Source organism: Bifidobacterium catenulatum PV20-2 (assembly GCF_000800455.1).
Classification (GTDB): Bacteria; Actinomycetota; Actinomycetes; order Actinomycetales; family Bifidobacteriaceae; genus Bifidobacterium; species Bifidobacterium kashiwanohense_A.
In genome coordinates this window covers 206,445-219,388 of the sequence record NZ_CP007456.1, presented here as the reverse complement: position 1 = coordinate 219,388, position 12,944 = coordinate 206,445, and the positions used below count along the sequence as shown (strand labels likewise).

The 12,944-nt window shown below is 58.0% G+C and carries 11 protein-coding genes; 3 read left to right on the top strand and 8 right to left on the bottom strand.

Annotated elements, in window-relative coordinates:
- Positions 1 to 4 precede the first annotated feature (4 nt).
- Positions 5 to 1,663, top strand: coding sequence for a glycoside hydrolase family 43 protein (locus AH68_RS00830; protein ID WP_052189115.1), 1,659 nt, complete (start codon positions 5 to 7; stop codon positions 1,661 to 1,663).
- Between the two features lie 111 nt (positions 1,664 to 1,774).
- On the opposite strand, the gene arfA is transcribed toward AH68_RS00830, so the two are convergent.
- Together arfA and leuA are read right to left on the bottom strand one after the other, a co-directional pair.
- Positions 1,775 to 3,307, bottom strand: a complete 1,533-nt coding sequence (arfA, locus tag AH68_RS00825; RefSeq protein WP_039196766.1) for an arabinosylfuranosidase ArfA — start codon at positions 3,305 to 3,307, stop codon at positions 1,775 to 1,777.
- Positions 3,308 to 3,639: 332 nt separating this feature from the next.
- Positions 3,640 to 5,550 carry a 2-isopropylmalate synthase gene (gene leuA / locus AH68_RS00820; protein ID WP_039196764.1) on the bottom strand — a complete coding sequence of 637 codons (1,911 nt, stop codon included), beginning with the start codon at positions 5,548 to 5,550 and terminating at the stop codon, positions 3,640 to 3,642.
- A 195-nt stretch (positions 5,551 to 5,745) separates the two neighbouring features.
- Here leuA and AH68_RS00815 point away from each other — a divergent pair, with 195 nt between their 5' ends.
- Complete coding sequence (locus AH68_RS00815) at positions 5,746 to 7,356, top strand: metallophosphoesterase family protein (protein WP_395947833.1); 1,611 nt, start codon at positions 5,746 to 5,748, stop codon at positions 7,354 to 7,356.
- Positions 7,357 to 7,456: 100 nt separating this feature from the next.
- On the opposite strand, the gene AH68_RS00810 is transcribed toward AH68_RS00815, so the two are convergent.
- The 3 genes from AH68_RS00810 to AH68_RS00800 form a co-directional block, all read right to left on the bottom strand.
- Complete coding sequence (locus AH68_RS00810; RefSeq protein WP_039196760.1) at positions 7,457 to 8,077, bottom strand: DUF5701 family protein; 621 nt, start codon at positions 8,075 to 8,077, stop codon at positions 7,457 to 7,459.
- A 289-nt stretch (positions 8,078 to 8,366) separates the two neighbouring features.
- Complete coding sequence (locus AH68_RS00805) at positions 8,367 to 8,858, bottom strand: GNAT family N-acetyltransferase (protein WP_039196758.1); 492 nt, start codon at positions 8,856 to 8,858, stop codon at positions 8,367 to 8,369.
- Positions 8,849 to 9,121 carry a type II toxin-antitoxin system TacA family antitoxin gene (locus AH68_RS00800; protein ID WP_144245743.1) on the bottom strand — a complete coding sequence of 91 codons (273 nt, stop codon included), beginning with the start codon at positions 9,119 to 9,121 and terminating at the stop codon, positions 8,849 to 8,851. Before AH68_RS00800 ends, AH68_RS00805 begins: the two co-directional genes overlap by 10 nt.
- Positions 9,122 to 9,330: 209 nt before the next feature.
- On the opposite strand from AH68_RS00800, the gene asd reads away from it, so the two are divergent.
- Entirely contained in the window at positions 9,331 to 10,425 is a 1,095-nt protein-coding gene (gene asd / locus AH68_RS00795; RefSeq protein WP_039196754.1) for an aspartate-semialdehyde dehydrogenase, read from the top strand.
- 246 nt (positions 10,426 to 10,671) lie between these two features.
- Here asd and AH68_RS00790 read toward each other — a convergent pair whose 3' ends face one another.
- The 3 genes from AH68_RS00790 to recR all read right to left on the bottom strand — a co-directional run bounded on the left by AH68_RS00790 (position 10,672) and on the right by recR (position 12,938).
- The gene (locus AH68_RS00790; RefSeq protein ID WP_033500678.1) at positions 10,672 to 11,238 is read right to left on the bottom strand and encodes an ACT domain-containing protein; all 567 of its coding nucleotides are present in this window, start codon (positions 11,236 to 11,238) and stop codon (positions 10,672 to 10,674) included.
- 97 nt (positions 11,239 to 11,335) lie between these two features.
- Positions 11,336 to 12,097, bottom strand: a complete 762-nt coding sequence (locus AH68_RS00785; RefSeq protein ID WP_081296599.1) for an aspartate kinase — start codon at positions 12,095 to 12,097, stop codon at positions 11,336 to 11,338.
- A 238-nt stretch (positions 12,098 to 12,335) separates the two neighbouring features.
- Positions 12,336 to 12,938, bottom strand: a complete 603-nt coding sequence (recR, locus tag AH68_RS00780; RefSeq protein WP_039196745.1) for a recombination mediator RecR — start codon at positions 12,936 to 12,938, stop codon at positions 12,336 to 12,338.
- Positions 12,939 to 12,944 lie beyond the last annotated feature (6 nt).

Here is a 12,944-nt window from a genome sequence, read left to right as displayed (position 1 = left end):
CAATATGGATAGCAACACCACGTCTTCGCCCGAAGCCCACGAAATCGACATGCCACTGGCCCACAGCCGCATCGCCATCCACGATCCGGCAATTGTCGAAGATAACGGCGTCTACTACATCTTCGGCACGCATCGCCGCTGTGCGAGCAGCACCGACATGGTGCATTGGGAACGTTTCGAGAACAATCTGAGCTGCAACCCATACTCCGTGCTCGGCGACATCTGGCAGGCGTGGCCGAAGCAGCCGGAGAATCCCGACCTGCTGGGCAACACCTGGGCCCCGGATGTGATCTGGAACCCGACCATGAACAAATGGTGCATGTATATGTCCGTGAACGGCCACGAATTCCGCTCCGTCATCGTGCTGCTGGTCGCCGATCGCCTTGACGGCGACTGGCGGTATGTCGGCCCGGTCGTCTATTCGGGATTCACCCCGGATAACGTCGATGCCACCGACGTGCCTCGTGTGCTCGGCGAAGAGGCGCACGGCGACCTCGCCCGATACCAGTCACTGAAAGACACACGCATCAACGCGATCGACGCTGCGCCCATCATATGCGAGCACGGCGAGATGTGGATGAGCGTCGGCTCCTGGTTCGGCGGCATCTGGATGATCAAGCTCGACCCAACCACTGGCCTGCGCGACTACGGTATGGTATATCCGCTGCGCAAGGATTCCTCCGACCCGTACTACGGCGTAAAGATCGCCGGCGGATACTGGAATTCCGGCGAAGGCTCATACTTCGTGCGCAAAAACGGCTGGTGGTACCTGTTCATGTCGTATGGCTGGCTGGGCCGTGCCGGCGGCTACCAGATCCGCCTATTCCGCTCCCGCCATCTGCTGGGGCCTTATGTCGACCAGTTCGGCAACCCCGCCATTTCCAACGGTGAGATACCGGATAATCACGAGAAGGGCACAGGCATCCGTCTCACCTCTTCCATACTTTGGGATGGAGGCCCTTCAACGTTGGAAGACGTGGAGGTGTCGCAAGGCCATAATTCCGTACTGCGCCGCCGTAGCGACGGGCGTCTGTTCCTCACATACCACACGCGTTTCGCCGAGCGTTTCCACAGCGGAGACGACGAGGATTACGAGACGCATGTGCGAGAGCTGCTGCCGACGGAAGACGGATGGCTGGCCGTGGCGCCGTACGAATACCAAGGAGCCGTGGCGACGCCGCCTCATTGCGACGGCACTAACGACATGACGCAGACGCTCTGCGGCGAATACGATATCGTGCTCCATGATCCTCACACTTATTTTAACGGCAAGCGTAACGCTGACGGCACCTACTACGGCATCAATACGCCGCAGACCGTCACACTGCACGCCGACGGCCGCGTCACCAGCGGTGGCGCCGTGGATTTCTTCGACACCCCGGAGGCGAATCTGCCCCGATCCACTGACGGGCCGGTCTCCCGTGGATCCTGGCGCCTGTTTGGAGCGACGCCGGCCGGTGTGCGATGCTGCGCCAGTGATATGGAAATCACTATCGACGGCGTCACCTATACCGGTGTCTTCGCGCAGCTGCCGCGTGAACTCGACGGGCGACAGACGCTCGTCTTCACTGCAATCGGCGGCAATCAAGCACTGTGGGGCGCACGGCATAATCATCAGTTTCACGTGAAACATCAACCTGCGCCGACCCCCGATCAATCCTGATTGGTACTAACGAAACGGCCCTGCCTGCATCCGGCGAATATGTCGGATGCAGGCAGGGCCGCATTATTACGCAATTTTTATCGATGCATCAATCAGCGATCGCACTATCGATCAGCGAAGATGCATGACCGTCCAGGAAACAGGCGGCAGCGAAATAGTCGCCGCATTGCCGTCAGCGTCGATCGCAATGCTGTCGTTCTCGTGCAGCGTCACACGATTCTGCTGCTCGAGCGTGTTGGCCGCAAAAATGTCGTCGTCATGCAGCGTCTGCGTGGAGCAGGACTGCGGCGCGAATCCTTCCGGAAGGCGCACTTCAAATGTTGCGGCCTCATCCAGCGAACGGTTCACCGCAAATACCGCCAGCGAACCGTCGGTGCAGCGTACGGCCACCGAATTCACGGCGTCGACGTCGCCGTACTTCGCAGTCGCGGTCTGGTCGGAATCCTGCTTCGGCTCCAGCACCGTGCCGCCCTTGGCCAAGCGCGCGGTCTGCGCGAACGGATAGAACGTGGTCTGACGCCATGCCGGGCCGTTCGGTTCCGTCATGATCGGCGCGATCACATTCACCAACTGCGCGAGGCTGGCGGCGTGCACGCGGTCGGCGTTCTTGAGCAGCGTGATCATCAGATCGCCGAACACCACCGCATCGGCGACTGAGTAGATATCCTCCAGCAGGCGCGGAGCGACCGGCCAATTGTCGATGCCCTCAGGCGTCTTGCTCGGCTCATCCTGCTGATACCACACATTCCACTCGTCGAAGCTGATATACACATCATGCTTCGATTTCAGACTTGCCTTGACGGAATCGATGACGGCGGCGACGTCCTTGATGAAGCCGTCCATGTCGACGCCGGATGCGAGGAAGCTGGCCATGTCGCGGGAACCGTCTTCACGACGTGCGGGAGCATAATACGCGTGGCAGGAAATGAAATCGACGTTGTTGTACGTCTTCTCGAGCACCGTGCGTTCCCAAGCGCCGAAGGTCGGCATGCCATGCGAGGAAGAGCCACACACCACCAATTCCAGATCCGGGTCGATCTGGCGCATGCCGGCGGCGACGGATGCGGCAAGAGTGCCGTAATCCTCCGCGGTCTTGTGGCCGAGCTGCCACGGGCCGTCCATTTCGTTGCCCAAGCACCACATGCGGATGTTGAACGGCTTGTCCGCGCCGTTGGCGCGACGGCGTTCGGACAGTTCCGTACCGGACGGAACATTCGCATATTCCAGCAGATCCAGGGCGTTCTCAAGGCCGCGGGAGCCGAGATTCACGGCTTCCATCAGCTCGTTGCCACCAGCCTTGTCCATCCAGTCGGCCATCTCATGCAGACCGAATTCGTTGGTTTCCGTGGAGTGCCAGGCCAGATCGAGGCGACGCGGGCGGTCTTCCTTCGGGCCGACGCCGTCTTCCCAGCGATAGCCGGAAACGAAGTTGCCGCCCGGGTAGCGGATCGTAGTCGCACCCAACTCGCGAACAAGATCCAGCACATCGCCGCGGAATCCGTGCTCGTCGGCGGTCGGATGGCCCGGCTCGTAGACGCCCGTATACACACAGCGGCCCAGATGCTCCACGAAGGAGCCGAACAGTCGGTCGTTCACCGCGGCCACAATAAAATCATCATCGACAACAAGTCGCGCCTGCGTCATTGCATTACCTTCCAATTATGGAACTATATGGATGCCTTCAAGCGTACGTCATATGGTATACAACGATGTAAATCAGTGTTCGTGCGCATCAGGCGGTCTCGGAATCCGTAACCGTACTGCTGTTCCATTCCAGAGGGCTCCTGCCATCCATTTCCATAATCCCCGCGCTGCTCTTCCAGTTTCAGGGCCTCAACGCCACCAAAACGGAATCCCCATACCGTTCTTCCATTTTGGGGCCTTGAAGGGGCCCGGAATGGGAGAACCGTACGGGGATTACAGTTTGCGGGCCGGAACTGGACCGGACTAGTCCGCAGCCAGCGCCCGCCAGGGCTTTAGCGCTCGGAACGGTTGATGGCCGAAATAATGGCCTTCAGCGAGCTGGTGACGATGGACGTGTCAATGCCGACGCCCCACACGATCCGCGGATCCTCTTCCTCACCGATCTGGCATTCCACGTAGGAGGCGGCCATGGCGTCGGTACCGACGGACATGGTGTGCTCCACGTAATCCATCACGGAAGCCTCGATGCCGAAGTTGCTCAGCGCGTTCAGGAAAGCGGCAAGCGGGCCGTTGCCCATGCCGGAAACCTCACGCTCCACCGGCTCATCAACGCCGACGTTCACGCCACGGTCAAGAATCCTGGCCTTCAGCACGGTATCGGAACCATCTTCACCGGAAGACACCGACACCTTCAGCAGCTTCAGACGGCCCCACTGCTCGAGGGAGTCGTCCTTGCTGTCGCCGACCACGGCACCAGCCGCAGTAGCGCCGGACTCTTCGACCGGCAGATACTCGTCCTTGAACAGACGCCAAATATCCTCGTCCTTGACTTCCTTCTTGGTCTCATCGGCGTACGCCTGCACAACCTTGTCGAACTCGACCTGCAAACGCTTCGGCAGATCAAGATTGTGGTTGGTCTTCAGCAGGTAAGCCATACCGCCCTTGCCGGACTGAGAGTTCACGCGGATAATGGCCTCGTACGTACGGCCGATATCCTTCGGATCGATCGGCAGATACGGCACCAGCCACACAAAGCTGTCAAGATCGGCGCCAGCGCGGTCGGCAGCCACCTGACGAGCCTCAAGACCCTTCTTAATGGCATCCTGATGTGAGCCGGAGAAGGCAGTGAACACGAAATTGCCGGCATACGGGTGACGCTCGGAAATCTTCAGCTGGTTGCAGTACTCAACCGTCTTGCGAATCTCGGGAACGTTGGAATAATCGATCTGCGGATCAATACCCTGCGTGAGGAAGTTCAAACCAAGCGTAACCAGATCGACGTTGCCGGTGCGCTCGCCGTTACCCAGCAGGCAGCCCTCGACACGATCGGCACCGGCAAGCACGGCCAGCTCGGTGGCGGCCACGCCCATGCCTTCATCGTTGTGCGGGTGCAGCGACAGCACCACGGCATCGCGCGGCACCAGATTGTTCGACACGTATTCCACCTGATCGGCAAACACGTTCGGAGTGGTCATTTCCACCGTTGCCGGCAGATTGATGATCATCGGATGCTCAGGAGTCGGCTTGATCACGTCGATCACCGCATTGCACACCTCGACGGCGTACTCCGGTTCGGTGCCGGTGAAGGATTCCGGAGAATACTCGTAATACAGGTCGATGCCCTCGGCCTCGCCCTCAAGCTCCTTGCACAGGGTGGCCGCGTCGGTGGCAAGCTTCTTGATGCCGGCCTTATCCTTACGGAACACAACCTCGCGCTGTAGCACGGACACGGAGTTATAGAAGTGCACGACGGCACGCTTGGCACCCTTCAGGCACTCGTAAGTCTTGCGAATCAGGTGCTCGCGAGCCTGCGTCAGCACCACGATCGTAACGTCGTCAGGAATGAGCTCACGCTCGATCAGCATACGAATGAAATCGTAATCGGTTTCGGAAGCCGACGGGAAGCCGACCTCGATCTCCTTGAAGCCCAACGACACCAGCAGATTCCAGAAACGCAACTTGCGCTCGGAATCCATCGGGTTGACGAGGGCCTGATTGCCGTCACGAAGATCGACGGAACACCAACGCGGTGCACGCTGCAGTCGCTTACCCGGCCACGTACGCTCCGGGTAATCAAATGGCACCTGCTTATCGTATGCGACGTACTTGTTGTACGGCATCTTGCTGGGCTTTTGCGGAGCTCCAATATAACGCGCCGGAGGCAGCAGCGGGTCGTTGTTCCCTCCGTTGGACGCCGCGGCGACTGCCGCGAGATCAAACACTGAAGATTGATCCTGACCCATCACTCCTCCTTATCTGTAAAGCTGGGCAGGCCTTCTGCCGGCCCACATTGTTACGTGCATGTTACCTACCTGCACTGCCGCCCATAGTAGCGGCAACCAATCCCATGTATCGCCGGCATTCCGCCATATGACGGGCAGACCACGATTTTCGTCTCTTTTTCACCTCATATCCAAATTTGCCGCATTACAGTGAGCATCATGACCTTGCGATTCAACAGCGACGGCACCTTCCGTGTGCTGCAGATGGCCGATATTCAGGACGGACCGAACGTGCGCGAAGACACGATCCGTCTCATCGAAGCCGCCATCAAGAAAACGCATCCCGATCTGATCGTCTTCACCGGCGACCAGATTCGCGGATACGACCCCGCGTACATCGACACGTTCCTGCGCCGCCGCGGAGAGCAGCCGGGCACGCACATACGCGCGGTCACCGAAATCGAAGCGAAAATCCGCGGCATCAAACGCCATCCGCTCACCAAAGCGTTGCTCGAACAGCCCCCGACCGACGACAATTGGATGATCGACGGCATCGGCACCGACTCGCCGAAACTCGTGAAACGCAACAAACGCGACGGGCGCAACGGATCCGCCAACAAGCTTGAATCGTGGGCACAATCCATCAATCGCGCGACCGCCGCAACCATACTCGACAGCACACGGCAGAAAGTACGAGACACGTTCGCAGCATTCCTCGGACCTGCATTGGAAGCGCGAATCCCCTTCGCGGCAACCTACGGCAACCACGATTTCCAGTGCGGCATTCTCGCAGACGAGCAGGATGACATCTACCGCGAGTTTTCCGGGTGCATGAACCCCATTGCCGGGTCGTCTCCTTTGGCGCTCGAACCAGGCACGTTTGCGATTCCGATTGAGGCTTCCGACGGGTCGGGGCGCATTGCGATGAGCGTGATGATGGTGAATTCCGGCGATTATGCGGATAATGCGTTTGACGGCGATCGCAGCATTTCCAACGATTACGAGCATGTTGGAGATACTGGTAAATCCAGCAATGCTGCCGGAAATATTGCCCGCAATACTGCCGGCGGACGGGAATCGCTGACATCCTATGCAAAGTATGCGTCGAATTCACGCGGCTGGGATTTGGCCGATTCCGACGGCTACGGTACACCTTCGCCGGAGGCGATCGAATGGCTGAAGCAAGTGCAACGCGAGTTGGGCGAACGCAACGGCGACGGTTTGGCGGTTCCGGCGATCGCGTTCCAACATATTCCGCCGCAGGAATTCTACGACTGCCTGCGCGAAGTGCCCGCATACACGCCGAATGCGGTGGAGGGTGCGCGAACGTTCGCAGGGCATTGCTACATATTGGATCGAGACGTGTGCAGACCCGGCTCACGGCTTGGCGAGGCGATCGGATGCGCGGACGAGAACGTTGGCGAAGTGCAGGCGCTGCGCGATGCCGGCGGCTATTTCGCGCTGTTCTGCGGACATGATCATAAGAACGCGTTCGTCGGGCACGCGCACGACATCGATCTTGGGTACGCGCCGACCTGCGGCTTCGAATGCTATGGGCCGAAATCGCGACTGCGCGGCATTCGCCTGTTCGAATTCCGTGAGAATAATCCGGTCAGCTACGTGACGTGCATGCTCACGTGGGGCGATTTGGTCGGGCGTTATTCCAGCAACGAACTGCGCGTGTTCTTCGAAGACCATTGCGTGACCGATCTGGTCGGCATCCGCAACGAATTGCGCCGCCCGCAGGTCACCGTCACACTGCTGGGCGTCGGATCGGTGATGTGCGCCGCAGCCGGCCACGCCATCGCCAAACTGTTCAAGCGCTAGGCGCGACCGCCGCAAGGCATGGCCGTCGCGACAGTCGGACAATCGCCAATCTGCGGAATGCGGAAAATCTGTGGAAAATCTGCGAAATATCAGCGGAACATCAATGGAACAGACTGACACCGCGACGAGACGCACAAAACGCGTTGCCAAGCCAAGTATGACGGGAATTCGGCCATACCGCACCCAATCGAGGCGCATTCTGACTCATCCAAATACTCGGCACACGACCATCCGCGGAACGCGATCCCAACAAATTAAACCCGTTCTCCTCCAACAACCATTCCGGATGCTGCGTGGCAATCGCAAGCCCCTCTTCCAACGTGAGAGGCAAACGCTCGTCGGAATCGATCAGCTTGCGCGCAACATCGGGCTCGCGATTGATGTAACAGGTTCCCGTATGCGGCTCGATCACCAAGTAAAACGGGCCTTCCGGCGGTTCGAAACCATCCTGCGGAAGAAAACTGGCAATATCGCGCGGAGGCATCGTGGTGAAACCAGCCATGCGATTGATCGACGTACGCGCGATCAACGATTCCGGGGAAACCAACTCGCGCGTAGGCACCAACAGAATCTGCGTGCCCAAATCGGAATCCTCCAACGCACGGATGAGCGGGCGCGCCAAAGCACGGAACGCGGCGGCCGACATATCGGCCACATCCGGGTAGCCCAACGCCACGATACGATCCAACTGCTTTTGCGCTTCTTCTGATGCCTTCGACATGGCTTCCAGTGTACGCGAGCGATACGTCCAAAGCACGAAAAGCCTCGCAGACCGCGCAGCCAGTTCCGCATCAACCTCAAAGACATCGGAGCCATATACCAAAAAGTGCGCGAAGTAGACTTGCGCGCTCCGGAAGCAGAATGATTTCCGTTTTTCATATTATGCACAGCAACGGCAAACATGCTCCGCAAAAACATTCGTTGCACTATTCAGCGCCGGTATTTGTTATTGCTCCACGCGCAGACGAAAGGCTATGCAGCGTTTCTGTGAGGCAGGAAGCATCCTGCGTTCAAACCAATCTGACAAACATACTGTTGGAACCAGAGACGTCACGGAAGCCAAAATGCTGGTAAAAGCCACGCGAGACATCATCATAAGAATCAACAACAAGTGCGCGGGACCCGATTTGGCGGCCTACTGCAAGAGCTCGCTTGATTGCATCCTGCAGCAACATCCATGCCAGCCCCTGATGCTGAAAACGTGAATCCACGCCCAGCATTCCTAACAGAATCACAGGTATTTTGGCAGGGGCATTCCGTTTAAGCCATCCACCTCTCACGGCATCACGATCAATTGAATACGCACTAATCGCATAGAAGCCCGCAACTTCCCCACTTGTTGTGAAACACACGTATGGAACCGCCGTACCCCGCTTCGCCGCATAAGGGGCATGGCGATTCGCCCAATTGTCGATCAGTTCGACACCACACGAGAAACCTTCAAGCGTCTCGCCAGGATTCAATCTTCGCGGCTCGAGAAACCTCACTTCAGTTACGCCCATTGAGGTTCCCTCCGCATAAGTTCCTTCGTCTCAGCCGGAATAGGCTCATCGAGCGCACGAAGAAACGCATCAAACGATTCATTCTCAAGTTTGAGTGAGGAAGCCTCCTCTATTTCCCGTCGTGCGGCATCTAGTAGATGCTGCGCCGTCCATTGTGTTATCGTGGACCCCTTCAGCGAGACAGCGCGCTCAATCAACGAACGCTGCTCCGCTGTTAAACGAATATCCAACCGCGATGTCCTGTTACTTATTACTGTAGCCATACCAATAGTGTACGTCATTTTGCCACACATAACAATCGCCAAACTCATACTCGAAACAGACCAGCATACGGATAGGAGAACATGCTTGTTCCGCGAATTTCGTAAGATAAAACAACGCATGTGGCCGCCCACGGAGTCGTTTGGGGCCGGCTGGTCGACCTCAAGCGTGAAATCATACGAAACCGTTCCAGCATAAGCGAGAGGTTGTTATGTCCGAAAAGATTAAGGTCGGCATTCTCGGAGCTACGGGCATGGTCGGACAGCGCTTCGTCACGCTGCTCGAAAACCATCCGTGGTTCGAATTGGTCACCCTTGCCGCGTCCGCGCACAGCGCCGGCAAGACCTACGAAGAGGCCATCGGCGGTCGCTGGAAGATGGAAACGCCGATGCCGGAATTCGTGAAGAACATGGTCGTCAAGAACGTGGCCGACGTGGAAGACGTGGTCAAGAACGTCGATTTCGTGTTCTCCGCAGTGAACATGCCGAAGGCCGAGATCCGCGCTATCGAAGAGGAATACGCGAAAACCGAAACGCCGGTCGTATCGAACAACAGCGCCCACCGCTGGACTCCGGACGTGCCGATGGTCGTGCCAGAAATCAACCCGGAGCATTATGAGGTGATCGAGCACCAGCGCAAGCGTCTCGGCACCACGCACGGCTTCATCGCCGTCAAGCCGAACTGCTCTATCCAGGCCTACACTCCGGCGCTCGCCGCTTGGAAGGAATTCGAGCCGCGCGAGGTTATCGTGAGCACCTATCAGGCCATCTCCGGCGCTGGCAAGACGTTCAACGACTGGCCTGAAATGCTGGGCAACATCATTCCGTTCATCTCTGGCGAAGAGGAGAAGTCCGAGAAGGAACCGCTGAAGGTGTTCGGTCACGTCGATGAGGAAAAGGGCGAAATCGTGCCATTCGACGGTCCGCTGAAAATCACGTCGCAGTGCATTCGCGTGCCTGTGCTCAACGGTCACACCGCCACCGTGTTCATCAACTTCGGCAAGAATCCAACCAAGGAAGAGCTTGTCGATCGCCTAGTTAACTACACAAGCCAGGCTTCCGAGCTTGGCTTGCCGCATGCGCCGAAGCAGTTCATCCAGTATCTGACCGACGATGATCGTCCGCAGGTCAAGAAGGACGTGGATTACGAGGGTGGCATGGGTGTTTCCATCGGCCGTCTGCGCGAGGATTCCATTTTCGATTGGAAATTCGTTGGCTTGGCTCACAACACCCTGCGCGGTGCCGCCGGCGGTGCACTGGAAAGCGCCGAAATGCTGAAGGCACTCGGCTACATCACCAAGAAGTGACAGCGATCTGCGTATATTCTGCAGTTACGCATGATCATGCATGATTGCACATGGTAATATCTGATTTCTGCAGAACATAATACTGCGGAGGATTGTTGATTATTCAGCAATCCTCCGCTTTTTTATTTGCAGATTATCTGCAAAAAATATCTGTAAAACAGATATGGGAATACAAAAAGACTTGACTGAGATGCCTAAGGCAATCCAGTCAAGTCTTTCTTGCGATTGATATTACGTGCTATTGCGTCAGCGACCGGTACCGCCGTACACCACGGCTTCCACCTGCTCGGCGTCCAAGCCGTAGGCGGTGTGCAGCGCGCGGACGGCGTCCTGCAGCTGCTCGAGCGGAACCAGCGCGGCGATGCGGATTTCGGACGTGGAGATCATCAGCACGTTCACGCCCTCGTCGCTCAGCGCGTTGAAGAACTTGGCAGCCAAGCCGGAGTGGGTTTTCATACCCACGCCCACCACGGCCACCTTGCCCACGTTGGCGTCGATGTCGAAGGACTGGTAGCCCAGTTCATCCTGCTTCTCCTGCAATACATCCCGTACCTTGGCCGCGGCGGAACCGGGCACGGTGAAGGAAATGTCGGCGGTGCCGGTGGAAGCGGAGGCCTGCACGATCATGTCGACGTTCACGCCGGCCTCAGCCAGCATCGTGAACACCTTGGCGGCCATGCCCGGCTCATTCGGCACACGGCGCACGGTGGCCAGCGATTCGGTGTTGTCGTGCGCGACGCCGGAAATGATCGGGACTTCCGGTCCCAGATCGGGGAACAGGTCACCCAAGGACTGGTTGTTGTTTTCGCTCATGTTCTTACCTTTGTTTGTAAAGTCTTAGCTTATTTTGCGTTTTCTCGCGATTGCCTGCAATATCTTGCGATGCCTTGCGATTCTTTTCTTGCAAATCTCAGATATTCGGCAATGTGCGCGGATCGACATCTTCCGGCACGATCAGAGTGCCGCGGCGGTGGGAGAAGGAGCTGCGCACATGCAACGGCATGTTGAACCGCTGTGCGTATTCCACACAACGCAGGGCAAGCACCTTGGAACCGCAGGACGACATTTCCAGCATCGACTCGTAGTCGATGACGGGAATACGACGTGCGGTCGGTACAATGCGCGGATCGGCGGTGAACACGCCATCGACGTCGGTGTAGATCTCGCATACGTCGGCGTCCAGCGCCACGGCCAAAGCCACTGCGGAGGTATCGGATCCACCTCGGCCGAGCGTGGTGGCGTCGCCGCCCTCGTTCACGCCTTGGAAGCCGGCCACGATGGCCACGGAACCCTTGTCGAGCGCACGACGCACGCGGTCAGGTTTCACGGCCTTGATATGCGCGGTACCGAACTGGGCGTCGGTCATGAAACCAGCCTGGGAGCCAGTGAAGGAGTAGGCGTGAGAGCCGGCCGCATGAATTGCCATTGCGAGCAAACTCATCGAAATACGCTCGCCTGCGGTCATCAGCATGTCCATCTCGCGCGCCGGCGGGTTAGAGTCGATGCTGAGCGCCTGATCGATCAGGTCGTCGGTGGTGTCTCCCATTGCGGAAACCACCACGGCCACGTCATTGCCGGCGTTCTTCGTTTCGATGATGCGTCGGGCCACGCGCTTGATCGATTCTGGGTCGGCTACGGAAGAGCCGCCAAATTTCTGCACGATGAGAGCCACAACTTATCCAATCTTCTTCAATGTGTTGCCTGTCAACATACTAAGCAGGCTGGTCGATTATAGGAAAAATCCGATTTGTCAAGCCCCTGCACGCCCAACATGCGGAACAATATATGGAATCCACACATTTTTTCGACGTACGTTCCGTCAAATCTTCCGCAGATCGCCCGTACGACGCTTGCGCAATCCAATACATGCCAGCGCAAGCCAGCATAAGCAATGCGCAGGCAATGTAGCGTCAAACCGCGCGACGCCCGGCCAGCGCACGTCCGAGCGTGATTTCGTCGGCATATTCGAGGTCACCACCGACCGGCAGACCGCTCGCCAAGCGCGTGACTGTGATGTCGGTTTGCGAAAGCAGCTGCGAGAGGAAGCTGGTGGTCGCCTCGCCTTCCACGTTCGGATTGAGCGCGAGAATCACTTCGGTGACTTCGCTGTCTTTGAGCCGTTCGATGAGTTTGGAGATGTTGAGGTCGCTGGGCTGCACGTTGGCCATCGGATTGATGACGCCACCGAGCACGTGGTATAGGCCGCGATATTCGCGCGTGCGTTCGATGCTCATCACGTCTTTCGGTTCTTCGACCACGCAGATCACGCTATGATCGCGGCGCGGATCGGCGCAGATCGGGCATGGGCTGGTTTCGCACACGTTGCCGCAAATGTCGCAGAATCGTATTTTTTCCTTGACTTCGGTGATGGCGTCGACCAGGGTCTGCGCTTCCTCGTCGGATGCGTTGAGCAGGTAGAAGGCGATGCGTTGCGCGCCTTTCGGCCCGATGCCGGGCAGGTGCGCGAATGCGTCGATCAGTCGTTGGATGGCGCCGTCATAGGCCAGTGCCATGGTTCA

Coding starts and splice junctions, on each gene's coding strand:
- asd (WP_039196754.1), top strand. CDS start 9,331: ATGTCCGAAAAGATTAAGGTCGGCATTCTCGGAGCTACGGGCATGGTC.
- arfA (WP_039196766.1), bottom strand. CDS start 3,307: ATGACGCAGGCGCGACTTGTTGTCGATGATGATTTTATTGTGGCCGCG.
- AH68_RS00805 (WP_039196758.1), bottom strand. CDS start 8,858: ATGGGCGTAACTGAAGTGAGGTTTCTCGAGCCGCGAAGATTGAATCCT.
- AH68_RS00830 (WP_052189115.1), top strand. CDS start 5: ATGGATAGCAACACCACGTCTTCGCCCGAAGCCCACGAAATCGACATG.
- AH68_RS00790 (WP_033500678.1), bottom strand. CDS start 11,238: ATGAGCGAAAACAACAACCAGTCCTTGGGTGACCTGTTCCCCGATCTG.
- AH68_RS00800 (WP_144245743.1), bottom strand. CDS start 9,121: ATGGCTACAGTAATAAGTAACAGGACATCGCGGTTGGATATTCGTTTA.
- AH68_RS00810 (WP_039196760.1), bottom strand. CDS start 8,077: ATGTCGAAGGCATCAGAAGAAGCGCAAAAGCAGTTGGATCGTATCGTG.
- recR (WP_039196745.1), bottom strand. CDS start 12,938: ATGGCACTGGCCTATGACGGCGCCATCCAACGACTGATCGACGCATTC.
- leuA (WP_039196764.1), bottom strand. CDS start 5,550: ATGGGTCAGGATCAATCTTCAGTGTTTGATCTCGCGGCAGTCGCCGCG.